This window comes from Microbacterium sp. NPDC057659 (assembly GCF_042799915.1).
Taxonomy (GTDB): domain Bacteria; phylum Actinomycetota; class Actinomycetes; order Actinomycetales; family Microbacteriaceae; genus Microbacterium.
In genome coordinates, this window is the sequence record NZ_JBHVHU010000001.1 from 1,610,455 (window position 1) to 1,636,673 (window position 26,219).

Annotated in this window: 28 protein-coding genes; 12 read left to right on the forward strand and 16 right to left on the reverse strand. The window is 69.1% G+C overall.

The window, feature by feature from the left end:
* Window positions 1–20: 20 nt before the first annotated feature.
* Window positions 21–578: a nucleoside phosphorylase gene (locus tag ACFVAE_RS07615; RefSeq protein ID WP_378889886.1), complete on the forward strand. Its 558-nt coding sequence runs from the start codon at window positions 21–23 to the stop codon at window positions 576–578.
* On the opposite strand, the gene ACFVAE_RS07620 is transcribed toward ACFVAE_RS07615, so the two are convergent.
* The 9 genes from ACFVAE_RS07620 to ACFVAE_RS07660 all read right to left on the reverse strand — a co-directional run bounded on the left by ACFVAE_RS07620 (window position 575) and on the right by ACFVAE_RS07660 (window position 11,427).
* Window positions 575–3,574 carry an AAA family ATPase gene (locus tag ACFVAE_RS07620; protein WP_378889888.1) on the reverse strand — a complete coding sequence of 1,000 codons (3,000 nt, stop codon included), beginning with the start codon at window positions 3,572–3,574 and terminating at the stop codon, window positions 575–577. The two genes, ACFVAE_RS07615 and ACFVAE_RS07620, sit on opposite strands and share 4 nt — an antisense overlap.
* Complete coding sequence (locus tag ACFVAE_RS07625; RefSeq protein ID WP_378889891.1) at window positions 3,571–4,725, reverse strand: exonuclease SbcCD subunit D; 1,155 nt, start codon at window positions 4,723–4,725, stop codon at window positions 3,571–3,573. Before ACFVAE_RS07625 ends, ACFVAE_RS07620 begins: the two co-directional genes overlap by 4 nt.
* Before the next feature lie 249 nt (window positions 4,726–4,974).
* A complete protein-coding gene (locus ACFVAE_RS07630; protein ID WP_378889894.1) occupies window positions 4,975–5,439 on the reverse strand; it encodes a DIP1984 family protein in 465 nt (154 codons plus the stop codon).
* Window positions 5,440–5,498: 59 nt separating this feature from the next.
* Window positions 5,499–5,738: a GNAT family N-acetyltransferase gene (locus ACFVAE_RS07635; RefSeq protein WP_378890547.1), complete on the reverse strand. Its 240-nt coding sequence runs from the start codon at window positions 5,736–5,738 to the stop codon at window positions 5,499–5,501.
* Between the two features lie 154 nt (window positions 5,739–5,892).
* Window positions 5,893–6,819: an ABC transporter ATP-binding protein gene (locus tag ACFVAE_RS07640; protein WP_378889897.1), complete on the reverse strand. Its 927-nt coding sequence runs from the start codon at window positions 6,817–6,819 to the stop codon at window positions 5,893–5,895.
* On the reverse strand, window positions 6,816–7,682 hold the full coding sequence (locus tag ACFVAE_RS07645; protein WP_378890550.1) for an ABC transporter ATP-binding protein: 867 nt from the start codon (window positions 7,680–7,682) through the stop codon (window positions 6,816–6,818). Before ACFVAE_RS07645 ends, ACFVAE_RS07640 begins: the two co-directional genes overlap by 4 nt.
* Before the next feature lie 5 nt (window positions 7,683–7,687).
* Complete coding sequence (locus tag ACFVAE_RS07650; RefSeq protein ID WP_378889900.1) at window positions 7,688–8,659, reverse strand: ABC transporter permease; 972 nt, start codon at window positions 8,657–8,659, stop codon at window positions 7,688–7,690.
* Complete coding sequence (locus tag ACFVAE_RS07655; RefSeq protein ID WP_378889903.1) at window positions 8,656–9,630, reverse strand: ABC transporter permease; 975 nt, start codon at window positions 9,628–9,630, stop codon at window positions 8,656–8,658. Before ACFVAE_RS07655 ends, ACFVAE_RS07650 begins: the two co-directional genes overlap by 4 nt.
* A gap of 81 nt (window positions 9,631–9,711) precedes the next feature.
* Window positions 9,712–11,427, reverse strand: a complete 1,716-nt coding sequence (locus ACFVAE_RS07660; RefSeq protein WP_378889906.1) for an ABC transporter substrate-binding protein — start codon at window positions 11,425–11,427, stop codon at window positions 9,712–9,714.
* A gap of 419 nt (window positions 11,428–11,846) precedes the next feature.
* Between ACFVAE_RS07660 and ACFVAE_RS07665 the strand changes: the two genes are divergently transcribed.
* The 4 genes from ACFVAE_RS07665 (at window position 11,847) to ACFVAE_RS07680 (ending at window position 14,219) form a co-directional block, all read left to right on the forward strand.
* Window positions 11,847–12,536 (forward strand): winged helix-turn-helix domain-containing protein, encoded by a 690-nt coding sequence (locus tag ACFVAE_RS07665; RefSeq protein WP_378889909.1) that lies wholly within the window; start codon window positions 11,847–11,849, stop codon window positions 12,534–12,536.
* A gap of 47 nt (window positions 12,537–12,583) precedes the next feature.
* Window positions 12,584–13,525 (forward strand): DNA-3-methyladenine glycosylase family protein, encoded by a 942-nt coding sequence (locus ACFVAE_RS07670; protein WP_378889912.1) that lies wholly within the window; start codon window positions 12,584–12,586, stop codon window positions 13,523–13,525.
* 10 nt (window positions 13,526–13,535) lie between these two features.
* On the forward strand, window positions 13,536–13,745 hold the full coding sequence (locus tag ACFVAE_RS07675; protein WP_378889914.1) for a hypothetical protein: 210 nt from the start codon (window positions 13,536–13,538) through the stop codon (window positions 13,743–13,745).
* Between the two features lie 96 nt (window positions 13,746–13,841).
* A complete protein-coding gene (locus ACFVAE_RS07680; RefSeq protein WP_378889917.1) occupies window positions 13,842–14,219 on the forward strand; it encodes a YciI family protein in 378 nt (125 codons plus the stop codon).
* Between the two features lie 49 nt (window positions 14,220–14,268).
* Here the strand turns inward: ACFVAE_RS07680 and ACFVAE_RS07685 are convergent, their stop codons facing one another.
* From ACFVAE_RS07685 to ACFVAE_RS07700, 4 genes are all read right to left on the reverse strand, one after another.
* Entirely contained in the window at window positions 14,269–15,030 is a 762-nt protein-coding gene (locus ACFVAE_RS07685; protein WP_378889920.1) for an ABC transporter ATP-binding protein, read from the reverse strand.
* Window positions 15,027–16,037, reverse strand: coding sequence for an iron chelate uptake ABC transporter family permease subunit (locus ACFVAE_RS07690; protein ID WP_378889923.1), 1,011 nt, complete (start codon window positions 16,035–16,037; stop codon window positions 15,027–15,029). The genes ACFVAE_RS07685 and ACFVAE_RS07690 overlap by 4 nt, the downstream gene beginning before the upstream one ends.
* A gap of 22 nt (window positions 16,038–16,059) precedes the next feature.
* A complete protein-coding gene (locus tag ACFVAE_RS07695; RefSeq protein ID WP_378889925.1) occupies window positions 16,060–17,049 on the reverse strand; it encodes an ABC transporter permease in 990 nt (329 codons plus the stop codon).
* Between the two features lie 130 nt (window positions 17,050–17,179).
* Window positions 17,180–18,172, reverse strand: a complete 993-nt coding sequence (locus ACFVAE_RS07700; RefSeq protein WP_378889928.1) for a siderophore ABC transporter substrate-binding protein — start codon at window positions 18,170–18,172, stop codon at window positions 17,180–17,182.
* Between the two features lie 67 nt (window positions 18,173–18,239).
* On the opposite strand from ACFVAE_RS07700, the gene ACFVAE_RS07705 reads away from it, so the two are divergent.
* The 4 genes from ACFVAE_RS07705 (at window position 18,240) to ACFVAE_RS07720 (ending at window position 21,308) form a co-directional block, all read left to right on the forward strand.
* A complete protein-coding gene (locus tag ACFVAE_RS07705; RefSeq protein WP_378889931.1) occupies window positions 18,240–19,016 on the forward strand; it encodes a siderophore-interacting protein in 777 nt (258 codons plus the stop codon).
* A 25-nt stretch (window positions 19,017–19,041) separates the two neighbouring features.
* Complete coding sequence (locus ACFVAE_RS07710) at window positions 19,042–19,851, forward strand: acyl-CoA thioester hydrolase/BAAT C-terminal domain-containing protein (protein ID WP_378889934.1); 810 nt, start codon at window positions 19,042–19,044, stop codon at window positions 19,849–19,851.
* Window positions 19,852–20,065: 214 nt separating this feature from the next.
* Window positions 20,066–20,812 (forward strand): 23S ribosomal RNA methyltransferase Erm, encoded by a 747-nt coding sequence (gene erm / locus ACFVAE_RS07715; protein WP_378889936.1) that lies wholly within the window; start codon window positions 20,066–20,068, stop codon window positions 20,810–20,812.
* A gap of 82 nt (window positions 20,813–20,894) precedes the next feature.
* The gene (locus tag ACFVAE_RS07720; protein WP_378889939.1) at window positions 20,895–21,308 is read left to right on the forward strand and encodes a VOC family protein; all 414 of its coding nucleotides are present in this window, start codon (window positions 20,895–20,897) and stop codon (window positions 21,306–21,308) included.
* On the opposite strand, the gene ACFVAE_RS07725 is transcribed toward ACFVAE_RS07720, so the two are convergent.
* Together ACFVAE_RS07725 and ACFVAE_RS07730 are read right to left on the reverse strand one after the other, a co-directional pair.
* The gene (locus ACFVAE_RS07725; protein ID WP_378889942.1) at window positions 21,309–21,986 is read right to left on the reverse strand and encodes an HAD family hydrolase; all 678 of its coding nucleotides are present in this window, start codon (window positions 21,984–21,986) and stop codon (window positions 21,309–21,311) included.
* A 4-nt stretch (window positions 21,987–21,990) separates the two neighbouring features.
* Window positions 21,991–22,404: a RidA family protein gene (locus ACFVAE_RS07730; protein ID WP_378890553.1), complete on the reverse strand. Its 414-nt coding sequence runs from the start codon at window positions 22,402–22,404 to the stop codon at window positions 21,991–21,993.
* Between the two features lie 50 nt (window positions 22,405–22,454).
* Between ACFVAE_RS07730 and ACFVAE_RS07735 the strand changes: the two genes are divergently transcribed.
* From ACFVAE_RS07735 to ACFVAE_RS07745, 3 genes are all read left to right on the forward strand, one after another.
* Window positions 22,455–22,862 carry a VOC family protein gene (locus ACFVAE_RS07735; protein WP_378889945.1) on the forward strand — a complete coding sequence of 136 codons (408 nt, stop codon included), beginning with the start codon at window positions 22,455–22,457 and terminating at the stop codon, window positions 22,860–22,862.
* A gap of 25 nt (window positions 22,863–22,887) precedes the next feature.
* Window positions 22,888–23,295: a VOC family protein gene (locus ACFVAE_RS07740; RefSeq protein WP_378855669.1), complete on the forward strand. Its 408-nt coding sequence runs from the start codon at window positions 22,888–22,890 to the stop codon at window positions 23,293–23,295.
* A gap of 266 nt (window positions 23,296–23,561) precedes the next feature.
* Entirely contained in the window at window positions 23,562–24,731 is a 1,170-nt protein-coding gene (locus ACFVAE_RS07745) for an RtcB family protein (protein WP_378889948.1), read from the forward strand.
* 16 nt (window positions 24,732–24,747) lie between these two features.
* On the opposite strand, the gene ACFVAE_RS07750 is transcribed toward ACFVAE_RS07745, so the two are convergent.
* On the reverse strand, window positions 24,748–26,205 hold the full coding sequence (locus tag ACFVAE_RS07750; RefSeq protein WP_378889951.1) for an MFS transporter: 1,458 nt from the start codon (window positions 26,203–26,205) through the stop codon (window positions 24,748–24,750).
* Window positions 26,206–26,219 lie beyond the last annotated feature (14 nt).

Below are 26,219 nucleotides of genomic sequence, written 5' to 3' on the forward strand. Positions count from 1 at the left end.
GTACCTGAGAGGATGGATGCGTGAAACTCCTCGTCGCCGCACTCGCCTCCGAACTGCAGGCCTTCCCCGCAGAACTCCCCGGTTTCGACCGTCTCGTCACCGGGCCGGGCAAGCTCAAGGCCGCCTACGGCCTGACCCGTGCGCTCGACGCCGCCGCGTACGACGAGATCCTCGTGGTCGGCACGGCCGGCGCCGTGGACGACGACTTGGAATCGGGCGTCTACGAGGTCAGCGCAGCGATCCAGCACGACGTGCAGGACCTGGACGGCGTCGTCGGGCAGCACGTCTCGCTGCCGTCGCACGTCGAGACCGGACGCGACGGGCACACGATCGCGACCGGCGACATCTTCGTCGACGACGCGGATGCCGTGGCCCGCATCCGCTCCCTCGGCGGTGTTCTCGTCGACATGGAGACGTTCTCGTACATCTGGGTCGCGCAGCAGTTCGGCGTGCCGATCCGTGTGCTCCGTGCCGTCTCGGACCGCGCGCAGGACGGCGCGACGCAGCTCTGGGACGAGGTCGTGGCGGCGTGCAGCGCCCAGCTCTGGGAGCGCGTGAAGGACGAGTACCCGGTCTAGACCGGAGCGTCGATCACGCTCGGCCCGTCGGGCAGGGTGCGCACCGTGAGCTGCGCAGGGATCTGCTCCTGCATCGCCTCGACATGACTGATCACGCCAACCGTGCGTCCGCCCTGGCGCAGCTCGTCGAGCGTGCGCATCGCGACCTCGAGGGTGTCGGCGTCGAGTGAGCCGAAGCCCTCGTCGATGAACAGGGTGTCGAGCCGGATGCCGCCGGCCCTGGCCGTGACGACCTCGGCGAGCCCGAGCGCGAGTGCCAGCGAGGACAGGAACGTCTCGCCGCCGGACAGCGATCGCGCCGGCCTGGTCTGGCCTGTGAAGCCGTCGAACACGACGATCCCCAGGCCGGAGGCCTTGCCGTGCGACGCCAGCGCGTCGGAGTGCTGCAGCTGGTAACGGCCGGCTGACATCTCGTGCAGGCGCAGGTTCGCGGCCTCGACGATCTCCTCCAGCTCGGCGGCGAGCACGAACGTCTCGAGGTTCATCTTGTGCGTGTTCGCGCCGCGTCCGGCGAGCGTGTCTGCGAGGCCACGGAGCACGTCGTACTCGGCCTGCTGCTCGGCGCCGGCCGCATGCTCGGATGCCGCGGTGTCGGTGAGGCCGCGCAACTGCGTGACCGTGCCACGGGTGCGGTTCGCGGCATCCACGGCGGCGGTCCAGGTTGCGCGGGCGTCGGTGGCGGCCTGCTGTGCCGGGGCGAGGTCGATGGCTTCTTCTGGCAGCATGCGCAGCTCGAGGTCGAGCAGGATCTGCCGCTCGGTGCCGAGCGCGATGGCGTGGGCGGAGATGCGGTCTTCGAGGGCGGCGAGTTCGGCCGGGGCCAGCAGCGCCGCCTCGGCCGCGGTCACCTCGTCGAACGGCGAGTGCTGGAGCGCTGTGCTGCGCTCCGCCAGAGCCTCGGATGCTGCAGTCGCGCGTGTCTCCCGATCATCGACCGCGTCGGCGAGGGCGACGGCGTCCGCCGCCTGCTCGGTCACCAGCGCGATGCGGGCGGCCACGGACGGATGCTCGCCCCTGGCCTGCGCGATGAGGACCTCGGCCTCACTCGCGGACTGTTCGGCGAGGGCGAGCTGCTCGCGCGCCGCGGAGACCTGCTTCTCGGCGTCGGCACGACGCTGCTCGTTCTCGTCACGGCGGGTCGTCGCGGCCTGCAGCTCACCCTCGAGCGCGATCGCCTGTTCGACGGCTGCGGACGCGGCGGCGAGCTCGGTCGTCGCGGCCTCGAGCTCGATCACGGCCTGTTCGACCGTGCGCCCGTCGGCACGCTCTCGGACCGCCGCAAGCGCGGCGCGCATGCTCGACTCGTGGTCTGATGCGGTTCGCTCGGCGGCTGCCGCGGCGTCGCGGACGGCCTCGGCCTGGGCGATGTCGTCTGCGGAGACCGGGTCCACGTGCTCGGCCGGGCTCGGATGTTCGGTGGAACCGCACACCGCGCACGCCTCGCCGGGGACGAGCGCGGTGGCCAGCTCCCCCGCGTATCCGTCCAGGCGGCGCCGGCGCAGCGCGGTGAGCGCGCTCTGCGCGGCGGTGTGCGCGGTGCTGGCCTCGAGAACCGCACGTTCCGCTTCGGCCTGCGCTGCGGACTGCTTCTCGACATCGACGGCCGCGGCGCGGCGGCGCTCCGCATCGGCCTTCGCCCTGGTCAGGTCATCGAAGCGGTCGCCCTGGCGGCGGGCTGCGTCACGGCGCTCGGTGAGGTCGGCGAGCTGCGCCGGGAGCTCCTCGCGCTCGCGCTCGACGGCGGCGAGAGCGTCCGTCGCGTCCGCGACGGAGTGACGGGCGGATGCCACAGATTCGGCGCGCGCCGCGCCCTGCTGCTCGAGGTCAGCGGCGCGCTGCCACGCCCCGACCTCACGGATGCGGGCGGACGCCCAGGCGCGGAGAGCGGCGGCCTCGCCCGTTTCGTTGTTCCCGTCGATGATGTCGACGCCGTGAGCATTCCAAATCGTCCGGGTCTCGTGCTCGGCGTCCGCTGCGACGGCGCGGGCCTTCTCCGCGCGCGACGCGGCCTGGATCACGCTGCGCAGCGCCTCCGCGGCGCGCGCACCGTCACGTCGCTGCACGGCATCGGCGATCTCGGCCTGCTGCGCATCCAGAGCGGCCAGAGCGGTGCGCGCCCTGTCACGCTCGGCCTGCGCCTGCCGCACCTCCTTGGCCCCTGCGAGGCCGGCATCCGCCGCCGCGAGTGCCTTCTCGGCCTCGTCACGATCGGCCTCCAGTCGCTCGGCACGGTAGTCGCCGCGGGCGAGCGCGCGACGCAGTGCATCGATCCGCGCATCGGTGTCCGCGCCCTGCACGAACTCGGCATCGCCGCCGAAGCCGCCCTCGATGACAAGGACCTCGGCCTGTTCCAACCGGGCGTCGACCGTCGCCCGGCGGGTTCCGAGCGCCTTCTCGGCGATCCGGCGGCGCTCGTCGAACCGCGCCTGGTAGTCCTCGAAGCGCTCGGTGCCGAACAGCCGACGCAGCAGCACCTGCCGCTTGCTGCTGTCGGAGAGCAGGAAGTCGGCGAACCGGTTCTGAGCGAGCAGGATCACCTGCAGGAACTGCTCCTGGGTGAGCTGCAGGATGTCGGCGAGCTCGTTCCCGACATCGACCGCGCGTGCTGCGCGGCCCACCCAGCCGGCATCCGTCCGCTCCTCGAGCGAGACCGCGGCCGCCTGCTTCGTGAGCCCGCCGCCGCGCTTGGCGGGGCGCAGGTACTCGGGCGAGCGCGTGACGCGGAACCGCCCGGCGACGGTGCTGAACTCGACGACGACCTCGGTGGGTTCATCGGGTTGGCTGTGGTCGCTGCGCAGCCGCTTCTCGCCGTCCTTTCCATATCTCGGGACTCCGCCGTAGAGACCGAAGCAGACCGCGTCGAGGATCGACGACTTGCCCGCCCCTGTTCTTCCGCCGATCAGGAAGATGCCGTCGTCGGAGAACGCGTCGAAGTCGACGATCTGACGTGCCCGGAACGGGCCGAACCCCTCGACCTCCAGGCGATGCAGCCTCACACGAGCGCCTCTGCGCGCACGCGGTCGTCGAGCACCTCGCGGATCAGCTCCGCCTCGCGCTCGCTCGCCCCCGCTCCGGCGCGGACGTGCTCGAGGAAGGCTTCGATGCGCTCGGTGTCGGTCACGGCGCCGTGCAGGCGCTGCGCGTAGGACTGCTCTTCCGCGGCGTCGGCTCCGACCGGAGCGTGCTGCACGAGCGCGCAGAACGGGAACCGCTCGCGCAGCCGCCGCATGGGCTCGAGCTGCGGCACCGTGTCGGTGTAGACCGCACACACCCAGTCATCGGCGTGCGCGGCGACGTTCTCGTCGGAGAGGATCTCGTCGAGGGGGCCGGTCAGCGTGATCAGGCGGCGCGGCACCGGCAGGGGCAGCCATTCCGTCGACGCCAGCCCATCCGCATCCAGGTCGACCAGCCAGGAGCCGCGCTCCTTGTGCTGCTCGCCGAAGCTGTAGTGCAGCGGCGCGCCGGAGTACCGCACCCGGTCGCTGAGCTGCTGACGCCCGTGGATGTGACCGAGGGCGACGTAGTCGGGTCCGTCGAACACGGCGAGGGGCACGACGTCGAGCCCGCCCTGGCGGACTTCGCGCTCGAGACCGGCGGTGGCGTCGACCCCCGCGGCGAAGCAGTGCGCGATCGCGACCGCGCGCCCGGGGTTCTGCGCCATGCCCTCGCGCACCAGCTCGAGCGCGTGCGCCATGGTCTGAGCCTGGTTCTTCAGCGACGCCTCCGGCCAGTGCTGCCGGACGATCGCCGGTTCGAGGTAGGGGATGCCGAAGAACTGCACCGGCCCGTGCTCGTCGGAGAGCGTGACAGGCGTCTGGATCGCCGTCGGATCGGTCAGCACGTGGATGCGCTCGCGCAGCAGCCGCGAGTGGAACCCCAGCCGCGCTGCGGAGTCGTGGTTGCCGCTCGTGACGATGACCGTCGCCCCGGTCTCATGCAGGGCGACCAGCGCGTCGTCGAGCAGTGTGTAGGCCGAGGCGGCGGGCGTCGCGGAGTCGAAGACATCACCCGCGACGATCACGACGTCGACGTCGTTCTCGCGCACCTGCACCACCAGCGCCTCGAGCACGGCGGCGAGCGCATCGAGCGTGGCGTGACCGTGGAAGGTGCGCCCGATGTGCCAGTCGGAGGTGTGCAGGATTCGCATACTCCCAAGGTACGGAGAGCCTCCGACATCGCCTTCGAGGCATGCCGAGCACAGGAGCGGAAGATCCCCTGACCCACCCTCGTCACGACGACCGGCACGGGGTGATACGACATGCGCTGTGCGCTGTCACCGGTGCGGTGTGCGGGGCTGCATCGTGCAATCGATGGGCTGCCCTCCGCCCGGAGTCGACCGACTTGCCCCGCCGGTCAAGGGGGTGTGCCCGCTTCGTCGTGACTACCGACTTCCGCTCTACTCGTCCAGATCGTTCCCCCAGTTCGCCTGCTGGATGCTGTTGTCGAGCTCGCGCAGCTCTCGCGCGACGTCATCCGCTCTGGTGTGCAGCTCGCCCACGGGGAGTGCCGGGAGCTGACGCAGCTCCGAGCGCATCTGACGCAGGTATGCACGATCCGAGCCGGAGGCAGCCGCCGCGGCATCCGACAGCAGCGAGTGCCGCAGGCGGAGCACGTCGCGGGTGGCGAGCGCGTCGGTCATCGTGCCCTCGCCGACGGTCACGCGACCGTTGGTCGCGTTGATCCGGCGGATCAGGTCGCGCAACTGATCGAGCGCGGCATCCGCCTCGACGAGCAGTGCGGACGCGTCCTCGGCGGGCTCCTCACCCTCCTGATAGCGGGCGCTGTCCGCGATCCTCTTGCGAAGCTGCTCGATGCGTCGCTGCAGATCGGAGCGGACGGACAATGCCTCGGCGAGTCTCATCCCGCCATGCTCACACAGCCCGGCACGCGGATGCCAGAGCCGGCCGGGAATCCCCGCAATCAGCGCCGGCGCAGCAGGGCCTGCTTCTCGGGGTGCAGCTCGAACCAGTCCGCGACGTACCAGCACACCGGATCGATCACGCGGTCGCCGCGCGACTCGATGTCGGCCACCGCGCCCTCGGTCACCACGGCCGCGTAGCCGCGGCCACGGAACGTCGGGATCGTGAAGGCCCTGGTCAGCGCAACCGTGCGTCCGTCGTCGCGATAGTCCAGCACGCTCACGAGAGTGCCGTCGTGCATCAGCGTGTAGCGGGAGGCATCCTTCTCATCGGTCAGCTGGAAACCCTCGGTCTGCGCGTCGATCGTCACAGATCAACGGTACGTCCGAAATCGGCCCTTCGTCTCGCTCTCGCGGATCCTGAGCGAGGGAGCCTGCGACCGAGACGAAGGGCGCTCAGGAACCGGGGAGCGCGACCAGGTGCCCGTCGCCGACGTCCCGGAGCTCCGGCCGCAGAGCATCCGGATCGTCCCACTCCCTGCTCGCGCGACGGCCGCGGCGCTTGCCGCGCTGTCGCGGATCGGCGATCGGCACGGCCGCGAGCAGCTCCTGCGTGTACGGATGCTGCGCAGCGCCGAAGATCTGGTCGCGCGTGCCCTGCTCGACGATCTGCCCGCGATACATGATCGCCACGCTCGTGCACATGTGCTCGACCACGCTGAGGTCGTGCGAGATGAACAGGAACGAGGTGCGCTGCTGGTCGCGCAGGTCGGTCAGCAGGTTCACGATCTGCCCCTGCACCGAGACGTCCAGCGCCGAGACGGGCTCGTCGGCGACCACGAACTCGGGCTGCAGCGCCATGGCCCGCGCGATGACGATGCGCTGCCGCTGTCCGCCGGAGAACTCGTGCGGGTAGCGATCGAGAGCGTCTTCCTCCATGCCGCACTGCTCGAGCACCTCGATGACGCGGTCGCGCTCGTCCTGCTTCGTCGCCAGGCCGTGCGCGCGCATAGGCTCGCCGATCGCGGCGGCGATCGACAGCCGGGGATTCAGCGCACTGAACGGGTCCTGGAAGACGTACTGCATCTTCGGCCGCAGCCTGCGCAGCTCCTTCTTTCCGAGGCCGAGGATCTCCTCGCCGCGGAACCGCACCGACCCCGAGGTGGGCTCGTGCATGCGCAGCAGCGACTGCCCGAAGGTGGTCTTGCCGCTGCCGGACTCCCCCACCAGGCCGAACATCTCGCCCTCGCGGATGCGCAGGGTCACGCCGTCGACGGCCTTCACGGTGCGCTTCTGCGCGCCGCGCCCCTCACCGCGCGACACGAAGTGCTTGACGATGTCGGTCGCCTCGACGAGAGGCGCATCGGTCACGGTGGCGCTCATGCCGAGGCCTCCGCTCCGGCGAGCGCCAGTCGGCGCACCTCGTCGGAGATCGTCGGGAGCCGGTCCAGGCGCTGGCCCGGCATCGGGCGAGCCTTCAGCAGCGCGTCGGTGTACGGATGCTGCGGATTCTCGAACACCGAGAACACGTCGCCGCGCTCGACGACGTGCCCGCCGTACATGACCAGCACCGAGTCGGCGACCTCGGCGATCACGCCGAGGTCATGGGTGATGAACAGCATCGCCATGCCGGTCTCGTCGCGCAGATCGAGCAGCAGGTCGATGATCTGCGCCTGGATGGTGACATCCAGCGCCGTGGTCGGCTCGTCGGCGATCAGCACCCGCGGGTGACAGCACAGCGCCACCGCGATCATGGCGCGCTGCAGCATCCCGCCCGACATCTCGTGCGGGTACGACCGCATGATCCGGTCGGGGTTGGGCAGACCCACGCGTCGCAGCCACTCCACGGACTGGTCGTGCGCATCGCCGACGCTCACGCTCTCGTGCGCCCTGATCGTCTCGATCATCTGCTTGCCGACCGTGAACACCGGGTTCAGCGAGCGCATCGGCTCCTGGAAGATCATGCCGATCTCGGAGCCGCGCACCTTCTGCAGCGCGGTGCCCTTCATCTTCAGCACGTCTTCGCCGTCGAGCAGCACCCTGCCCGAGAAGATCTCACCGGGCTCGTCGATGAGGTTCAGCAGCGAGAGCGAGGTGATGCTCTTGCCAGAGCCGGACTCGCCGACGATGCCGAGCACCTCGCCGGCGTGCAGGTCGAAGCTCACGCCGTCGACGACGGTGCGGGGGCCGTTCTCGGTCGGGAACCGGACCGAGAGGTCCTCCACCTGGACGAGCAGGTCTCCCATGTCACTCACTTCTTCATCCTCGGGTCGAACACGTCGCGCATCCGGTCGCCGAACACGTTGATCGCGGCGATCGTGATCAACAGGGCGACGCCGGGCGGCACCCACAGCCACCAGTGCTGCTGGAAGTCGATCAGGTTGTTCGCGGCACTGATCATGTTTCCCCAGGACGCGTTCGGCGGCATGACGCCGAGTCCGAGGAAGCTGAGCGCCGACTCGCTGAGGATGCCGGAGGCCGTGCTCAGCGTGGCCACGACGATCAGCAGCGGCATCACGTTCGGCAGCAGGTGCCGGAACTGGCGCGACCTCGCGCTCAGGCCGAGCACCTCGGCCGCGCGCATGTACGGCGCCTCGCGCAACGACAGCACCTGACCTCGGATGAGGCGGGCCAAGGACGGCCACCCGATCAGACTGAGCAGCAGCATCACGTAGTAGATCCGGGTGGAGGGATCGACGCTGTTGGCGGACAGCACCGCCGCGATCACGATCAGCAGGGGCAGACCGGGAATGGCCATCAGCAGGTCGGCCGCGCGCATGATGATCGAGTCGACCAGGCCGCCGTAGTATCCGGCGATGATGCCGAGCACGGCGCCGATCAGCAGCGAGAGCAGCATCGACGCGATGCCGATGGTCAGCGAGAGGCGCCCCGCGAGCATGAGCCGGGTCAGCACGTCGCGGCCGTAGCTGTCGGTGCCGAGCCAGTGGTCCATCGTCGGCTCGTGGTCCGCGATGCGCAGGTTGATCTCGTCGCCGGTGTACCCGGTCAGCAGCGGGCCGACGAAGCTGAACAGCAGCATGAACACCAGAGCGGCCAGGCTGATGCTCGCCGCCGGCATCCGCAGCAGGCGGGCGAAGGAATCGCCCCACAGCCCGCGGCGCTTGCCGTTCCTCTTCCGGGGCGCGGGCGCGGGCGCCTCGGCCGCGGGGCCGAGCCCAGGGTCGGCGACCTGCGTGACGATGAGTTCTCCGCCGCCGCTCATGAGGCCCTCCCCGAATCGATGAGCCGGACCCTCGGGTCGGCGACCGCGTACATGATGTCCGCGAGGAAGCTGCCCAGCACGGTGAGGAAGGCGAGCAGCATGGTGATGGTCATCAGCACGTCGTAGTCCCTGGAGAACACGGAGTCGAGCTGGAGCTTTCCGACACCGGGCCAGCCGAAGATCGTCTCGGTGATGATGGCTCCGGCGAACAGTCCCGGCAGTTCGAAGGCGAGCAGCGTGATCGCCGGCAGCAGTGCGTTGCGCAGGCCGTGCGAGAACACCACCGAGCGCTCCTTCAGGCCCTTCGCGCGCGCGGTGCGGATGTAGTCCGCACGCAGCACCTCGAGCATCCCGGTGCGGAAGTAGCGGGTCAGCGACCCGGCGCCCAGGAAGGTGAGGATCGCCACGGGCAGGACCATGTGCCGCATGACCTCGAACACATACGCGGCACCCGTCGAATTGCTCCCGGTGTCGGTCATACCGCCGGCCGGCAGCCAGTGCAGGTCGATGGCGAAGATCTTGATCATCATCAGGCCGATGAAGAACGACGGGATCGAGAGCGAGGCGAACAACAGGATCGTGACGAGCTTGTCGAACCAGGAGTATTGGCGGGTCGCGGCCAGCACACCGGCGATGATCGCGATGATCCAGGTGAGCACGAAGGCGGCGAACGCGACGATGAAGGAGTTCCACATCAGCGGGCCGAGCACGTCTGCGACCGGTCGCTTGTACACCAGCGAGAAGCCGAAGTTGCCGTGCAGCATGTTGCCGAGCCAGAGGAAGTACCGCACGATCACGGGCTTGTCGAGGCCGGCGAGGGCGCGGAGCTCGGCCTTCTTCTCGGGTGTGAGGCTGCGGTTCGAGCTGTAGTAGTCGCCTGGCATGAGGGTGAAGAGCCAGAAGACGAGGATCGAGACGCCGAGCAGCAGCGCTGCCATCACGGCGAATCTCTTGATTATGTATCGGGTCATTGCACGCAGAGTGTCGGGGGCGTGGACGCACGGAATGCTTCCGGGCGGGGGTCCACGCCCCGCCCGGAAGCATCCTACGTTTTACTGCGCGATCTTCAGCTGCGCGAGCGCCAGCGCGGCGTCATCGGCGCCCGTGGAGTACTTCGCGCCGCCCTCGATCCGGGCGTTCCACGCCGAGATCGACTTGCGGTAGTCGAGCAGGATCGTGGGCGGATCCTCGCTGAGCACCTTGTACAGCTCGGCGTAGATCTTCTGCCGCTTCTCCTGATCGAAGGTCGACGTGCCTTCCTTGATGAGCTTGGTGACCTCGGGGTTCGAGTATCCGGAGACGTTGATGTCCGGGTCGTCGGTGCCGAACTCGCTCACCGCGTCGTTGGGGTCGGACAGGCCGCTGGTGCGGAAGCCGGCCAGGTCGTAGTCGCCGTTGTAGAGCCTGTCGAAGGCGGTGTTCGAGTCGAGCACCTCGGGCACGAAGTCGATCCCGAGCTTGGTGTACGTGCTCTCCGCGATCGGGATGACAGGGTCGTCGTCCTTCGTGGTGATGTACGACAGCTTGAGCTTGACGCCGTCCTTCTCGCGGATGCCGTCCGAGCCCTTCTTCCAGCCCGCCTCGTCGAGCAGCTTGCCCGCCTTCTTCGGGTTGTACTCGTACTTCGTCACGCCCTTGTCCGTGAAGGACCACTGGGTGGGCGCCGCATACACGTCGGCCACCTGGCCGAGGCCCTTGTACTTGGCGTCGATGATCTGCTGACGGTCGAGGCCGTAGTACAGCGCCTTGCGGACCTCGGTCGACGCGAGCGCAGGCTTCTTGTTGTTCACCCAGATCTCACCCATGTCGGGCACGACGGCGGCGCGGATGTTGGCGAACCCGAGGCCCTGCAGCTCCTTCAGCACGGCCGGGTCGCTGCCGAAGCCGCCCTGGTCGATGTCGCCGTTCTCGAAGTTCTGCAGTGCGGCGTCGCTCGAGACCACCTTGAAGATGAGGTGCTCGATGGAGGGCTTGCCCGAGTAGTAGTTCGGGTTCGCGGTGTAGCGGATCTCCTGCCCTTCGACGTACTTGTCGAAGGCGTAGGGGCCGGCGCCGAGCGGCTTGGCGTAGAGGGCCTTCAGGTAGTCGAGCTGCCCCTTGACGTAGCCCTTGCCGTAGTACGCCTTCGAGATCACCTGACCGCCGAGCGTGCGCAGCGCGAGGGGGTTCTGCTTCTCGGTGGTGATCTTGATGGTCTGCTTGTCGACGACGTCGAGGCCGGAGAGCGAGGTGGCGGAGCCCTTCTTGTACTCCTCCGTGCCCTTGATCACGATGTCGCTGAAGTCGGTGCCGCCCGCGTACTGCGGGTCGTTGAGCAGGGTGAGGGTGAACGCCACGTCGTCGGCGGTGACCGGCGATCCGTCGCTGAACTTCGCACCGTCGCGGATGTGGAACGTGTAAACGAGTCCGTCGTCCGAGACCTCCCATTTGTCGGCGAGATCGGCGACCGCCTCGCCCGACTTGTCGGTGACGACCAGGGAGGCGAAGATCGGCTGCACGGCGTTGCCGTCCCAGCCGTTGTCGTAGAAGCCGGGCAGGAAGACGCCGCCGGGCGCGCTGATGGTGCTGACGAAGGTGTCGGTGCGGGCGTTGGCCGCTGCCGGGCTCTTGCTCGGGTCGGTCGCCTTGTAGAACTCGTCCTTCATGGAGCTGAGGTCGTTCTTGCCGGCATCCGGCCCGGGGTCGGCGGTGGCGGCGCATCCGCCGAGGGCGAGGACGCCCACCAGCAGTGCCGCGGGGGCGAGGATGGTTCTCTTCGTCAGTCTCATGAGCGGTCCTTTTCGAACACGGTGTCGGGGAGTGGGTGTTCTTGACCGTAATCCTGCGGAAGCGCGCATGAGCAAAGTCGTGACGGGGTGTTACAGATTCGGGATACCAAACCTGGCTCCGGGTCACGTTTTGACATGACGGGTCATGATCAGCAATAATCCCCCCATGACCACCATCGCACGTTCTTTGTCCGCCCAGGAGGCGAACAGGACTGCCGGGATGATGATGCCCGGTCGCGTTGGCATGTGTTGCCGAATGTGTTGCTAAGGCGCAACCACCCTTCTCCGCTCACCTCTTCCGCCATCTGCGGGGCGTGAGCCAGGGCACCGCACCCGTGTGCCTTTCTTTCCGGCTCCGCCCGGTCTTTCTGCAACGCATCAGAGCCATCGGCTCGCATCCCCTTTGAGGATCCATCATCATGTCGAACACCGCCCTTCTCGAGCGTCCCGTCACCGCCCCCGTCCGCATCGTCTCCCCCGCGGATGCCGCTGCCGATCTGCCCTCAGTCCGTTCGCCGCGCGGCTTCGCGCTCTACGTCGGCCTCGATGAGATCAAGGCCGCCGAAGCCGGAGTGAGCCTGCCGGTGCTCGTCGACGCGCTGCGCCGCACGCTCGCCGAGCTCGCCCCGGGCGCCGAGACCCACGCCACCGTCGCCCTCGCACCGCACGGCTCCGGCGGCCGCGACCTCGACGTCGTCCGCCTCGCCCTGCAGGAGCCCGGCGCGATCGCCCGCTCCAAGGCCGCCGTCGAGGAGGAGAAGGACGAGGAGCTCGGCGTCGTCGTCGACATCTCTCGCAAGCGCGTCCTCATCGACGGCGAGTCCGCGGCGTTCACCTACAAGGAGTTCGAGCTGCTGCAGTACCTGGTGCTGCGCGAGGGCCGCACGATCGAGCGCTCCGAGCTGGTCGGTGCGCTGTGGCAGGCCAGCGACGAGGAGGCCGCCCCCGGCGAGCGCACCATCGACGTGCACGTGCGCCGGCTGCGCGCCAAGCTCGGCCGCTACGAGGACATCGTGCGCACCGTGCGCGGTGTCGGCTACCGCTTCGACCGCCACGCCGACGTCGTGATCCGCTACGGCCACGGCACTCCCTCGCCCGACCGCTTCTGATCGCGTTCACCTCCGGCTCTGTCAGGAGCCGGACGTAGAGTGAGCGCATGACCCTGACAGCGGAACCGCGCGAGCGCGCGCCGCTGCAGACCACCTACTCTCCGGATCATCCGCTCGACCTGATGAGCACGGTCGGCGTGCTGCGGCGGGGCGACAAGGATCCGACGATCGCCATCGACGGCGCCGTCATCTGGCTCGCGCTGCGGACGGATGCCGGTCTCGCGAGCCTCGCGCTGCGGGCGATGCGCGGCGAGGTGCACGCCTCCGCCTGGGGGCCGGGCGCGGCGGAAGCACTGGACGCCGTGCCCCGACTCTGCGGGGCGGATGACGACTCCGCCGGGTTCGATGCATCGCGGCATCCGCTCATCGAGGAGTCGGCCAGACGCCATCCCGGCCTGCGCCTGTCCCGCACCGACCGCGTGTTCGAGGCACTCGCGGGCTCGATCCTCGAGCAGAAGGTGACCGGCCTGCAGGCCTACGGCTCCTGGCGGCAGCTCGTCTCGCGCTTCGGCGAGCGCGCCCCCGGGCCCACCCCGCGACCGCTCTTCGTCCCGCCGACCGCGGCCGGGTGGCGCAGCATCCCGTCCTGGGCCTGGCATCGTGCTGGCGTGCAGCCGCCGCTCTCGCGCACCCTCGTGCGCGCCGCGGAGCGCGGCGACAGCGTCGAGCGCGCCGTGCTCCGAGCCTCCGACGGCCCGGAGCGCGACCGGGTGCTGACCAGCCTGCCCGGCATCGGCCCGTGGACCTCGGCCGAGACGCGCCAGCGCGCGCTCGGCGACCCCGATGCGGTGAGCGTCGGCGACTACCACCTCGCCCATCACGTCGGCTTCGCGCTCACCGGCTCGCGCACCGACGACGACGGGATGCTCGAGCTGCTCGTCCCGTGGGCGGGCCAGCGGCAGCGTGCCGTGCGGCTCATCCTCGCGAGCGGCGTCGTCGAACCGCGCCGGGGTCCGCGTCTCGCCCCCGAGGACCACCGACGCCGCTAGGGTGACTCCCATGGACAACAAGCGACGGGGCCGGTTCGCCTGGCTGGGCGGCAGTGTGGTGCTGCTCGTACTGGGAGTGATCTTCGGACTGATCCTGCAGAACGTCTGGCTCGGGATCGCGATCGCCGTGTTCGTCTCCCTGATCTGGCTGATCGCCGTGGAATCCCGCCGCGGAGGGAATCAGGGCGTGAACGACGAGTCCCACGGCCAAGAGGTCTGATCAGAACTTTTCTCGCGGTCGTGTCGATCCCCGGTGTTCTCGTTCGACGTCTGAACAGAGGGTGACATCGGGTCGCCGCCGACGAGAGGATCGATCATGACGCAGTACTTCCTGACCGTGCCGCACGACACGGCCACTGAACCGACGATGGAATCGATGCAGGAGTTCGACCCTGCCGAGCTCGAGGCGGTGCTCGCCGCCGTGGACGCGTTCAACTCCGAGCTCAAGGAGGCCGGCGCGCTCGTGTTCGCCGCCGGACTGAACCCGCCGTCGACCGCGAAGACGGTCGACGCGACCTCGGGCGAGGTGCGGGTGCTCGATGAGCCGTTCACCGTCGCCGATTCGTACGTCGGCGGCTTCTGGGTGATCGAGGCGCCCGACGACGAGGCCGCTCTGGTGTGGACCGCGAAGGCGTCCGCGGCATTGCAGGGCCGCATCGAGATGCGTTCCGTGCAGGAGATCCCCGAGGGCTGAGCGGAGCCGGAGGACGGGGCCGCGCGATCGCGCGGCCCCGTCCTCCGTGTCAGTAGTAGACCGCGAGCAGGCCGTGCGGCCCCTCGATCACTTGCACAGGGGTGTCGAAGACCCGGGTGAGCACCTCGTCGGTCATGATCTCGGCCGGGGTACCGAACTCGACGACCTGTCCGTCGCGCATCGCGCAGATGCGGTCGGCGTAGTGGCCGGCGAAGTTGATGTCGTGCAGAACGATCACGATCGTGCGGCCGAGCTCGTCGGCAGCGCGGCGCAGCTGCGCCATCATCCGCACCGCGTGCCTCATGTCGAGGTTGTTCAGCGGCTCGTCCAGCAGCACCACGTCGGTGTCCTGCGCGAGCACCATCGCGACGTAGGCGCGCTGGCGCTGCCCGCCTGACAACTCGTCCAGGTATCGGGTCTCCAGCTCGGTGAGGTCCAGGAACTCGATCGCCCGGCTGATCGCCTCCTCGTCCGCCACGGTCAGCCGCCCGCGGGAGTGCGGGAACCGGCCGAAACCGACCAGCTGCCGCACGGTGAGCCGGGTGATGAAGTGGTTCTCCTGGCGCAGCACCGAGACGACCTTGGCGAGGTCCTTCGACCTGCTGCGGGTGACGTCGAGCCCGGCGACCTCGATCGTGCCGGCATCCATCCCCAGCAGCCGCCCCGCCATCGTGAGCAGCGTCGACTTGCCGGCTCCATTGGGTCCGATCAGCGCGGTGATCCCGCCGGACGGGATGCGCAGATCGATGGGTCCGATGCTGACCGAGTCGGAGTAGTCCTTGCGGACTCCGGCGATGGCGAGCGCGGTCACAGGCGCCCCTTTCTGAGGATGACGAAGAGGAAGATGCTCCCGCCGACCAGCTCGATGATGATCGAGACGACGCCCTGCGCGGAGAACACGTGGCGCATGACGAAGTAGGCGCCGGTGAGGATCGTGAACGCGGTGAGCACCGCGATGGGGAACACGAAGCGGTGGTCGTAGGTGTCGGCGAACTGGTACGCGAGTGTCGCGACGAGGAAGCCGAGGAAGACCATGGGGCCGATCAGCGCGGTCGAGGTCGCGATGAGCACGGCGACGAGCGCGAGCACGATCATCAGCATCCGCCGGTGGTTCAGGCCGAGCGAGGTCGCGGCATCCGCCCCCAGCGCCATGACGTTGAGTCTTCGCGATGACACCCAGAGACCGGATGCCGCCAGCAGCACGAGCGGGATCGCGATGGGTAGCGTCGCCGGATCGGCGTTCGCGACGCTGCCGAACAGGCGCGCGGTGAGCACGTCGAACTCGCTCGGCGTGAGCAGTCGCTGCATGAAGGTGGAGACGGCGCCGAGCCCTCCCCCGATCACGATGCCGATCAGCAGCATGATCTGCAGGTTCGCGTAGCGCCCCGAGAGCAGCCACCCGTAGAGCGCGACGGCCAGGCCGACCATTATCGACACCTGCAGCACGAACTGCCACGGGCCGCGCAGCGCGGTGACGCCGGCCACGCCGAGCACGTAGACGGCCGTGGTCTGCACGGCGACGTAGAGCGCGTCGAAGCCCATGATCGACGGCGTGATGATGCGGTTCGCGGTCACGGTCTGGAACGCGACGGTCGCGGTGGCCTGCGCGACCGCGACGATCGCCAGCACCACCACGGTCATCACGCGCAGGCGTGCGATGCGCCAGAAGCCCTCGGTGCCGACCGGCATCGGATTGCCGTAGGCGAGCAGCCCGAAGGAGAACAGCAGAGAGAGGATGCCGAGGACCGCCAGCACGATGATCATGCGGCGCCTCGCGCCGGGGGCTGACAGCGGGCCGGAGCCGCGGATGCCTGGCATCCGTCTTTCGGGAACAACGGTCCTAAGCACGGCGACGCTGCCTCAGGAGCAGGACGACGAAGACGGCTGCGCCGACGACGCCGAGGATCAGTGACACCGGCACCTCGAAGGGCCGGACCACGGTGCGGCCGATGAGGTCGCAGAGGGTGACGATGCCGATGCCCAGCACGCACACCCAGGGCAGATTGCTGCGCAGGTCGTCGCCGCGGATCATCGAGACGATGTTCGGCACGATCAGTCCGAGGAACGGCAGGTTGCCGACGACCACCGTCACGACGCCCGTCGCGACCGCGATGAGCACGGTGCCGAGCAGCACGATGCGGCCGTGATTCAGTCCGACGGAGGTGGCGACCTCCTGTCCGAGGCCGGCCACCGTGAAGCGGTCCGCGGCGACGAACACCGCGGCGCCGACCAGGGCGACGATCCAGAGCAGCTCATACTGGCCGCGCAGCACCGAAGTGAAGCTGCCGGCGAACCAGACACCGAGACTCTGCAGCGTGTTGGTCTGCAGCGCGATGAAGGTCGACAGGGCACCGACCACCGCGCCGAGCATGATGCCGACGATCGGGACGATCAGCGAGGAGCGCAGCGACACCCGGCGCAGGAACAGGAAGAACACCATCGTGCCGACGAAGGCGGCGAGCACGGCGCCGGCCATGCGAACCGGGATCGGCGCGCCCGGCCACAGGATCATCACGGCGAGCAGGCCGAGACCCGCCCACTCGGTGGTTCCTGTGGTGGTCGGCTCGACGAAGCGGTTCTGCGTGAGCAGCTGCATCACCAGGCCGCACATCGCCATCGCCGCGCCGGCCAGCACGAGCGCGATCGTGCGAGGGATGCGGGTGATCGCGAACATCTCGGCGCCGCCATCCGCGCCGAGATCGTAGACGCCGGTGAACAGCGAGAGCGCGAGCAGCACGGCGACGACGAGAATGCCGATCAGCAGTGCCGGGTCGAACAGCCGCCCGCGCGTGGTGCGGGTGGGCGGTGATGGTGCGGTGATGGTCGTCATCGTGAACCTTGGCGACGTCCTTCGTCTCGCTTCGCTCGCTCAGGATCCGGATGTACGGACCCTGAGCGAGGAGCGCAGCGACGAGCGCCGTACTGAGCGAGCGCCAGCGAGACGAAGTGACGAAGGGTGGTCAGGCCTTCGCCTTCTCCAGCGCCTTCGCGAAGTCGTTGAAGAAGGTCGTGTAGGTCTGGATGCCCTCGTTCAGGTACGTGTCGACGGGCATGTACACGATCTGCGCGTCCTTGACCGCGGTGACGCCCTTGAGCGCCTCGGAGTTCTCCAGGATCTGGGCGGCCTGCACGTAGTCGGGCTCCTCAGCGGCGAAGACGGCGTCGCGGTCCATGACCAGGATCCAGTCGGGGTTCGCCTTCGCGATCGCCTCGACCGAGATGTCGTCGCCCTGGTGATCGTCGGTGGCCCCCTCGACCTCGAGAGCGGGGGTCAGGCCGAGGATGTCGAACACCGGGCCGAGCGTGCGGCCGACCTTGGGCGCGACATAGCCGATCTCGCCACCGGACGTGGTGACGGCCATCACGGTGTCACCCTCGTCGTAGGCCTTCTTCGCCTTCTCGATCGACGCGTCGAGCTTGTCATTGAGCTTCTTCGCCTCCGCCTGCTTGGCGAAGATGTCGCCGAGTGCGGTGGTCTGACGCTTGAGCTCGGCGTCGAAGGGCTGGCCCTCGCGCGGCTCGAGGTCGATGATCGTGGCATCCGGGACGAGCGAGGCGATCGCCTCGCCGTGCTGCGTGAAGCGCTGGCCGTTGATGACCAGGTCGGGGTCGGCGGCGACGACCAGCTCGAGGTTCGGCTCGCGGTGCGAGCCGAGGTCGACCAGGCCCTCCTGCGTCTTGTACGAGACGGTCTCGGGCATCAGCGACACGGCGGCGGCGGAGAGCTCGATGCCCCACTCGTCGAGGGTCTGGAAGGTGCGGTTGTCGGTCGCGACGACGGATGCCGGCGGCGTGGCGATCTCGTGGCTGCCGGTGTTGTCCTCGATCGTGACGGATGCCGCGGCTGCGGGAGTCTTCTGTTCGGCGGCGGGCTTCTCGGAGGCGCACCCGGCGATCGCGAGCAGAGCCGCGGTGGCCAGGCCGGTGACGGCGAGAATTCGGGGCACGGACATGGAGGGACTCCTTGCTGTGGGGTGTTGAAGATAGGTAAGCCTTACCTATCTCGGCTAAGGTAGCAGTATGACCTCCCCGACCGTCAAATCGTCCGGATTCCGTCTCGAGCGCCACGGACTCGACCTGCGGTTCCGCTCAGTCACACTCACCGCTCGCGAGCGAATCGCCCCCGATTACGTGCGGGTGCGCCTCTCCGGCAGCGACCTGGAGGGGTTCGACTCCCCCGGTTGCGACGACCACATGCGCCTGTTCTTCCCGGCCGGCCCGGTGTCTTCGGTCGAGGAGATGCGCGCCGCTCCCAGTCGCGAGTACACGCCGCTGAACTGGGGGGAGGACTGGCTCGAGGTGGAGTTCGCCGTGCACGGCGACGAGGGCGTCGCGGCCCGGTGGGCCGCCACGGCGCCGCTGGGATCGACGATCGGCGTCGGCGGACCGCGCGGCTCGCAGGTCATCGAGGGCACCCCGGACTCGTGGATGCTGGCCGGCGATGAGACCGCGATCCCGGCGATCCGTCGGTTCGCCCGCGCCCTGCCCGCGGATGCCCCTGCCCGCATCGTCGTCGAGGTGACGTCGGCGGCCGACGAGGTCTGGATCGACGCGCCCGTCGCCGTCGAGTGGCTGCACCGCCGCGGGGCCCCCGCCGGCTCCGCGCTGATCGCATTCCTGAACGGGCTGACCGCGGCCGACCGCCCCGGTGACGACCCCTTCGCATTCATCGCCGCCGAGCAGCAGATCGTGAAGCCGGGCCGCGCCCTGCTCGAGCGCTGGGGGATCCCGTCCGAGCAGGCGATCGTGAAGGGCTACTGGAAGCGCGGCGAGGCCGAGTACCACGCACCCCACTGAGCCCTCGGCTCCCTAGGCTGGACTCGTGCCGCATCCGATCGCCCCGCAGGACAGACACGACGCCTTCCCCGCAGAGCCCACCGGCACCGCGGTGCTGCTGCTCGCCGGGTCGAGCGGACGCGTCGAGGCCGAACGGGCCGACCTGCTCGCCGCGCAGGGCGCACAGGTCAGGGCCATCCGCTGGTTCGGCGGTGAAGGTCAGCGACCGGCTCCACACGAGGTGCCGATCGAGCTGTTCGCCGAGCAGCTCGACCTGCTGAGAGCCGAGGCCGATCGTGTCGTGATCTTCGGCACTTCGTTCGGCGCCGAGGCGGCGCTGACGACGGCGAGCCTCGTGCCGGTCGACGGGGTGATCGCCGTCGCACCCTCATCGGTCGTCTGGGCCGGTGCCGCCGACGGCGCGTGGTCTTCGCATTGGACGCACGGCGGAGTTCCGCTCCCCTGCGTCGGCTTCGACCCGGACTGGGCGCCGGACTCCGAGCCGCCGTCGTTCTGTCCGCTGTACGCCTCGAGCCTGCTCCGCTTCCCCGAGGACGCGGCTGCCGCCCGCATCCGCGTCGAGGACATCGCCGGTGACGTGCTGCTGGTCGCCGGCGGCGACGACCTGGTGTGGCCGGCCGTCGACTTCGCCCACAGCATCGAACGCGACCGAGCGGCTGCGGGGTTGCGCACGACCGTCGTGACGCACCCGGATGCCGGGCACCGGCTGCTGCTGCCGGGCGAGGCGCCCGCCGCCGGCGGCATCCGCATGGCGCGAGGCGGAACGCCCGAGGCCGATGCCGCTCTCGGAACTGCGGCCTGGCCCGAGGTGCTCCGGATGCTGGCGAACCCCTAGACTCGTGCGCATGGGTTCTTTGATCATCAGCGCGCAGTTCGGCGCGCCCCAGCAGATGATTCGCGAGCGCCGCGCCTGACGGCGCGCTGACGCTCACTCATCGCGCGCCGTCTCCGGATGCCTTCCCGCACCCGGAAGCGCGGTCTCTCGCATCCCGCGGGCCGGTCACCGATCGGCGTCCCTTCCGGGTGCTCCGACTCTTCAGGAGCAACCCATGCGTTCCGTTCACGGCGGCCGGCACGAACTCGGCCAGAACTTCCTCGTCCACACGCCCACCCTCCGCAGCATCCGCGACCTCGTCGCCGCGACCCGCGGTCCGATCCTCGAGCTCGGCCCCGGTGACGGCGCCCTCACCGCCGAGTTGATCTCGCTCGGCCGCGACCTGCGCGCGATCGAGATCGACGAGCATCGCGTGCATCGGCTGCGCCGCCGGCATCCCGGACTCGACGTGCAGCACGCGGATGCGCTGCGTGTGAGGTTCGACCGCCCGGTCGTGGTGGGCAACATCCCGTTCCACATCACGACTCCCCTGCTTCGCCGGCTGCTGGCGCAGCGCGACTGGCAGCACGCCGTCCTGCTCACGCAGTGGGAGGTCGCGCGCAAGCGCGCCGGTGTCGGCGGGGCGACGATGATGACGGCGCAGTCCGCGCCGTGGTACTCGTTTCAGCTGCACAGCCGCGTGCCGGCGCATCGGTTCCGCCCCGTCCCCTCGGTCGACGGCGGCATTCTGTCGATCACCCGTCGCGGCTCACCCCTGCTGCCGGCATCTGCGCAGCGCGGATACGAGCGGTTCGTCCGAGACGTCTTCACCGGGCGCGGGCGCGGTCTGGAGCGGATCGTGCGCGCGCTCGGCGGCAGCGCCGGTGCGGTGCGCCGAGCCGGGATCGCCCCGGATGCGCTGCCGCGCGACCTCTCCCCGGAGCAGTGGGCAGCGCTGTGGCAGGGCCTCGGTGAACGGTGAGTGATGCCTCTTGCGGATGCCCCGGCGGCGGCGAATACTGGTCGGCGCCGGGCATCCGGCAACCAACCCGGAAGGCGAACCCATGGCCGTTCTCAATCCGTATCTCTCGTTCCGCGACAATGCCCGCGAGGCGATGACGTTCTACCAGTCTGTGCTCGGCGGCAAGCTCGACCTGGTCGAGTTCTCGTCGTTCCCGCAGATGCCGCAGGACCCGGGCGACGCGAACAAGATCATGCACTCCTGGCTCGCGACCGAGGACGGCATGGTGCTCGCCGGCTCCGACACTCCGAAGGGCATGGAGTACCAGGAGCCGCAGGGCATCTCCGTCTCGGTCAGCACTCAGGACGACGACCGGGCGCAGGCGATCTGGGACGGGCTCGCCGACGGCGGCACCGTCGGCATTCCCTTCGAGTCCGCGCCGTGGGGCGGCCGGTTCGGCATGGTCACCGATCGGTACGGCATCTCCTGGATGCTGTCGGTCGACGCCATGGAGTGATCAGCCCGCGAACTCCAGTTCATCGAGGGAGCGGATGCCGGTGACATCGGGCGTCCGCTCTCCGTCGCGCACGAGGTGCACGGCGTGCAGCCCCGCGGCGAGCGCGCCGTGCACGTCAGCCTCGAGGGAGTCACCGATCATCACGGCCTCGGGTGCGGCGACACCGATCCGTTCGAGTGCTGCATCGTAGGCACGCCGGTCGGGCTTGCCTGCCGGCAGTTCGGAGGAGCACACGATCACGTCGAGGTGCGGACGGAGACCGAAGCGATCGATCTTTCCGTGCTGCTGCGCACGGTCGCCGTTGGTGAGCAGCGCCACGATCAGCCCCGCCTCTCTCGCACGAATCAGCGACGGCACGGCGTCGCCGAACCGCTGCAGTCCGGCCACGTATCTGGTGCCGTACGCGGCGAAGACCTCTGACGCTTCATCGTCCGTCAGTTCCCTGCCGAGGAACTCGCGCACCCGCTCGCGCCGCTGGTCCTCGAATCCGATCTCCCGAAGTTGATATCGCCGGTAATGCCTGTCGGCGATCTCCTCCCAGCGTGCGACGACGCGGTCGTCGACGATGCCGAGTTCAGCGGCGAACGCGACGACGGCGGCATTCTGCGCCGTGCGATGGTCGAGCAGCGTGCCGTCCAGGTCGAAGATCGCAGCGCGCAGCGCGAGATGGGAGAGCATTCCCTCAGCTCTCATCCATGACGGCGGCGATGGCTTCGATCTCGACGAGCTGATCCTCGTAGCCCAGTACAGTGACGCCCAGCAGCGTGCTCGGCACGTCGTGGTCGCCGAAGGCGTCGCGGACCACTTCCCAGACCGCACCGAGATCTTCCCGGTGCGTCGAGGCGACGAGCACCCGAGTGCTGATCACATCTGTGATGCCGGCGCCGGCAGCAGCCAGCGCCTCCTTCATCGTGCCGATGCACGTGGCGGCCTGCCCCGCGTAGTCGCCGACCGCGGCAGTGGTCCCGTCATCGTTCAGCGGGCAGGCGCCGGCGAGGAAGATCAGTCGCGCGTCCTTCGGCGCCGTCGCGGCGTAGGCGTACTGGGCGACATCGGACAGCGCGGAGGCGCGGATGAGCGAGACGGCGGTCATGATGCCAGTCTGCCGTGCTCGAGGATGTCGGCGGCATCCGCAAGACTGTCGGCATGGCGACCTTCGATCATCTCGGCCTGTCCGTGGCGGACGTGCGGCAGGCATCCGATCAGCTCGACCCGGTACTGACCGCGCTGGGCTACACGCGCGCGTACAACGCGCCCGACCACGCCTACTGGCGGCAGACGGATGAGCCCGAGATCCTGCTGTACCCGGCACGCGAAGAGGGGCAGCACGTGCACGGTCGTGTCGGCTGGCAGCACATGGCGTTCGAGGTCGGCTCGCGGGACGAGGTCGACCGGCTGCACGCGATCGCGACGGATGCCGGCTGGACCGCCGTGCGCGAGCCCAAGGAGTACCCGCGGTTCACCGAGCGGTACTACGCGTCGTTCGTCGAGGACGACAACGGCATCCGCTTCGAGTTCATGCACAACCCGCCGCGCGACACGCCTGGGGGCTGACCGGCGCTACGGCAGACTGTCGCGCATGCCTGTTCTCGATCACCTCGGCGTGACCGTCGTCGACCTCCCCCGCGGCATCGCCCAGTTCGATGCTGTCCTCACCGCGCTCGGCTTCGAATACGAGGGCCAGATCAAGCAGTCCGCCGCCTGGTGCAAGGACGACGAGACCGAGATCATCGTGTTCGGCCCTCGTGATGCCGACGACGCCGACCCGCATCTGCACGGGCGACCGGGCTGGCAGCATCTCGCCTTCGCCGTCGACTCCCGCGAGGAGGTCGAGCGGATGCACCGGGTCGCCGTCGACGCCGGCTGGAGCGTCGTGCGGGAGCCGAAGCTCTTCCCCCGGTTCAACGACCGTTATTACGCGTCGTTCGTCGAGGACGACAGCGGCATCCGCATCGAGTTCATGCACAACCCGCCTCGCGAGTCTTGACTGCCCGGCATCCGATCCCCTACTGTTGCAAAGCTGTGCCGACCGGCGCAGCATCCAGCCGAGGAGACGACGGAATGACTGCACTGCGCGCCCTTCCCGCGGTCCTTGCCTTCCCGCAGAAGCGCAATGACCGCGACGAGTCGTACCCTCCGGCGCGCGCCGTGTGACAGCATCCGCTGTTCCCCGCCCCGCACCGTCAGGTCCGGGGCTTTTTTCATGACCTTCCCGTGACCTGTGGCTGAACACCTCACAGAAGGAAAGGAATCATGGAGAGGCTCTCCGCACGGCTGCTGTCGTGGGCTTCGCTGATCGACGAGAAGACGCTCGACCAGGCGAAGACCACGGCGCGCATGCCGTTCATCCACCCGCACCTGGCGCTGATGCCGGATGCGCACCTCGGCAAGGGGGCGACCGTCGGATCGGTGATCCCGACTCTGGGCGCGATCATCCCCGCCGCCGTCGGTGTCGACATCGGCTGCGGCATGATCGCCGTCCGAACGCAGTTCACAGAGAGCGCGCTCGTCCAGCGCGATCTCGCCCCGCTGCGAGAGGCCATCGAGCGGGCCATCCCTCTCTCGGCAGGCCGGTACAACCGCAAGGTGGTCGCCACCGCCGAGCCGCGGATCGCGGAGCTGGAGAGCCTCGCCGAGAAGAACGGCTTCGACCCCGAGGCCTACGCGGGCAACTGGCGGCTGCAGCTGGGCACGCTCGGCTCCGGCAACCACTTCATCGAGGTGTCGGCCGACGAGCTCGGCCGGATCTGGCTGTTCCTGCACTCCGGTTCGCGGGGCGTGGGCAACAGGATCGCCACCCATCACATCGCGGTCGCGCAGCGGCTGGCGAAGCAGTGGTGGATCAACCTGCCCGACCCCGACCTGGCCTACCTGGTCGAGGGCACGCCCGAGTTCACCCGGTACATCCGGGAGCTGCGGTGGGCGCAGCGGTTCGCGCTGCTGAACCGGGAGGAGATGATGGACAGGGTCGTGCGGCAGGTGTCGGAGTTCGTCGGCACCGCGGTGGACGAGCAGGAGCGGATCAACTGCCACCACAACTTCACCGAGTCGGAGAAGCACTACGGCAAGCAGGTCTGGGTGTCCCGGAAGGGCGCCATCCAGGCCGACGCCGGGCGGCCCGGGCTCATCCCGGGTTCCATGGGAACCGCTTCGTACGTGGTGGAGGGACTCGGCGACCCGCAGTCGCTGAACTCCTCACCGCACGGCGCGGGCCGGGAGTACTCCCGGTCCGCCGCGCGGCGCACGTTCACGCACGAGCAGCTGCGAGAGGCGATGACCGGCATCGAGTTCCGCGACACCGACGCCTTCATCGATGAGATCCCGCAGGCCTACAAGCCGATCGACACGGTGATGGCGGATGCCGCGAGCCTGGTGCGGATCCGGCACACGCTGCGGCAGCTCGTCAATGTGAAGGGCGACTGAGTGACCTCCGGGCCCGTCAGTTCAGGACGGGCTCGGATGTCTCGGCCTCGGCGCGGTCGGTGAAGGCCTGCTTCGGCACGAAGCAGAGGATCACCGCCGCGGCGAGCGCCGTCGCACCGCACACCACCCACACCGTCACGTAACCGGCGAAGGAACCCGCGGTGCCCTCGACGGCGGCTCCAGAGACGCCATGCAGCAGCGCGATGCCGAACACGCACGAGGCGATCGCTCCGCCCACGGTCTTCACCGAGTTCGTCAGGCCGGTGGCGACGCCGGTCTGCGTCGCCGGGGCAGCGGATGCCGCAGCGGCGGGCAGAGCGGCGACCAGGGCTCCGGAGCCCAGGCCCACCACGACCATGTTCGTCACGACCTGCACATACGTCGCGTGCAGTGGCAGGAACAGCAGGAACCCGACGCCCACCAGCACCGATGCCCCGATCAGCGTGATGCGCGGCGTCAGTCGGCGGGCCACCAGCGGGAACAGCAGGGCCCCGACGATCATCGCGATCAGGTAGACGCCGATCAGCAGCGACGTCGCGAAGCCGGTGGTGCCCAGACCGTAGCCGTACACCGACGGGTCGGTGCGGGCGAAGGTCGAGAGCGGCGCCTGGGCGCCGAGCACGCTGACTCCGAACAGTCCGGCGGTGAGGAAGACCGGTCCGAGAGCCGGGGAGCGGAACATCCGCACGTCGATGATCGGGTCGTCATGCCGCAGCTCCCAGAGCACGAACGGCACGACGAGCACGAGGCCGAGCAGCACGACGGCCCAGGACCACGGGTTCACCAGCCCGCCCTCGAGGCGCAGCAGGCCGAGCCCGCCGGTGAACGCCACCAGCGCGAGCGAGATCAGCACCAGTCCGACAGTGTCGAAGACGCCGCCGGTCGGCTCGGGCGACTCCTTGACCCCGAACAGGATCACGAAGAAGCACAGCACCACCATCAGCGCCGGCACGAGCAGCACCACCATCAGCGGCAGTGCATCGACGAGCGCGCCGCCGACCAGGGCACCGAGGATCGCGCCGGTCTCGAGCGCCGCCACGAGCAGGCCCGCCGCGCGGGCGGTGATCCCGGAACGGGCATCCATCCGCCGAGAGCGCGACCAGATCAGCGCGATCTCGAGAGGCAGCCACACCGTGTAGAACCCCATCAGCGCCCAGCCCGCGAGGAACACGACGAACGAATCGGTGAAGGGCAGCACGAGGGCGGCCGCGGCGGTGAGGGCGGTCGAGATCAGCAGCATCCGCTTGTGGCCCACCATGTCGCCGAGCTTCGCGAACGCGGGGACGACGAGGGCGGACAGCATCAGCTGCGCGCCCTCGAGCCAGTTCACGTCGGCGTCGTGGATGCCCAGGTGCCGGGCGATGTCCGACAGCATCGGCGTGTAATAGCCCTGGATGACGCCGCTGGTGAACTCGACGAAAGCCAGGAAGCCGACCACGGTCGCGAGCGCGCCGAGAGTCTTGGTGCGCGACATCGCGCCTCCTCGAA

What these genes read in the sequence shown, in the direction of transcription:
- ACFVAE_RS07625 (WP_378889891.1), bottom strand. Translation starts at nt 4,725, where the DNA reads ATGCGAATCCTGCACACCTCCGACTGGCACATCGGGCGCACCTTCCAC.
- ACFVAE_RS07630 (WP_378889894.1), bottom strand. Translation starts at nt 5,439, where the DNA reads ATGAGACTCGCCGAGGCATTGTCCGTCCGCTCCGATCTGCAGCGACGC.
- ACFVAE_RS07635 (WP_378890547.1), bottom strand. Translation starts at nt 5,738, where the DNA reads ATGCACGACGGCACTCTCGTGAGCGTGCTGGACTATCGCGACGACGGA.
- ACFVAE_RS07640 (WP_378889897.1), bottom strand. Translation starts at nt 6,819, where the DNA reads ATGAGCGCCACCGTGACCGATGCGCCTCTCGTCGAGGCGACCGACATC.
- ACFVAE_RS07645 (WP_378890550.1), bottom strand. Translation starts at nt 7,682, where the DNA reads ATGGGAGACCTGCTCGTCCAGGTGGAGGACCTCTCGGTCCGGTTCCCG.
- ACFVAE_RS07650 (WP_378889900.1), bottom strand. Translation starts at nt 8,659, where the DNA reads ATGAGCGGCGGCGGAGAACTCATCGTCACGCAGGTCGCCGACCCTGGG.
- ACFVAE_RS07655 (WP_378889903.1), bottom strand. Translation starts at nt 9,630, where the DNA reads ATGACCCGATACATAATCAAGAGATTCGCCGTGATGGCAGCGCTGCTG.
- ACFVAE_RS07660 (WP_378889906.1), bottom strand. Translation starts at nt 11,427, where the DNA reads ATGAGACTGACGAAGAGAACCATCCTCGCCCCCGCGGCACTGCTGGTG.
- ACFVAE_RS07665 (WP_378889909.1), top strand. Translation starts at nt 11,847, where the DNA reads ATGTCGAACACCGCCCTTCTCGAGCGTCCCGTCACCGCCCCCGTCCGC.
- ACFVAE_RS07670 (WP_378889912.1), top strand. Translation starts at nt 12,584, where the DNA reads ATGACCCTGACAGCGGAACCGCGCGAGCGCGCGCCGCTGCAGACCACC.
- ACFVAE_RS07675 (WP_378889914.1), top strand. Translation starts at nt 13,536, where the DNA reads ATGGACAACAAGCGACGGGGCCGGTTCGCCTGGCTGGGCGGCAGTGTG.
- ACFVAE_RS07680 (WP_378889917.1), top strand. Translation starts at nt 13,842, where the DNA reads ATGACGCAGTACTTCCTGACCGTGCCGCACGACACGGCCACTGAACCG.
- ACFVAE_RS07690 (WP_378889923.1), bottom strand. Translation starts at nt 16,037, where the DNA reads ATGCCAGGCATCCGCGGCTCCGGCCCGCTGTCAGCCCCCGGCGCGAGG.
- ACFVAE_RS07695 (WP_378889925.1), bottom strand. Translation starts at nt 17,049, where the DNA reads ATGACGACCATCACCGCACCATCACCGCCCACCCGCACCACGCGCGGG.
- ACFVAE_RS07700 (WP_378889928.1), bottom strand. Translation starts at nt 18,172, where the DNA reads ATGTCCGTGCCCCGAATTCTCGCCGTCACCGGCCTGGCCACCGCGGCT.
- ACFVAE_RS07705 (WP_378889931.1), top strand. Translation starts at nt 18,240, where the DNA reads ATGACCTCCCCGACCGTCAAATCGTCCGGATTCCGTCTCGAGCGCCAC.
- erm (WP_378889936.1), top strand. Translation starts at nt 20,066, where the DNA reads ATGCGTTCCGTTCACGGCGGCCGGCACGAACTCGGCCAGAACTTCCTC.
- ACFVAE_RS07720 (WP_378889939.1), top strand. Translation starts at nt 20,895, where the DNA reads ATGGCCGTTCTCAATCCGTATCTCTCGTTCCGCGACAATGCCCGCGAG.
- ACFVAE_RS07725 (WP_378889942.1), bottom strand. Translation starts at nt 21,986, where the DNA reads ATGCTCTCCCATCTCGCGCTGCGCGCTGCGATCTTCGACCTGGACGGC.
- ACFVAE_RS07735 (WP_378889945.1), top strand. Translation starts at nt 22,455, where the DNA reads ATGGCGACCTTCGATCATCTCGGCCTGTCCGTGGCGGACGTGCGGCAG.
- ACFVAE_RS07740 (WP_378855669.1), top strand. Translation starts at nt 22,888, where the DNA reads ATGCCTGTTCTCGATCACCTCGGCGTGACCGTCGTCGACCTCCCCCGC.
- ACFVAE_RS07745 (WP_378889948.1), top strand. Translation starts at nt 23,562, where the DNA reads ATGGAGAGGCTCTCCGCACGGCTGCTGTCGTGGGCTTCGCTGATCGAC.
- ACFVAE_RS07750 (WP_378889951.1), bottom strand. Translation starts at nt 26,205, where the DNA reads ATGTCGCGCACCAAGACTCTCGGCGCGCTCGCGACCGTGGTCGGCTTC.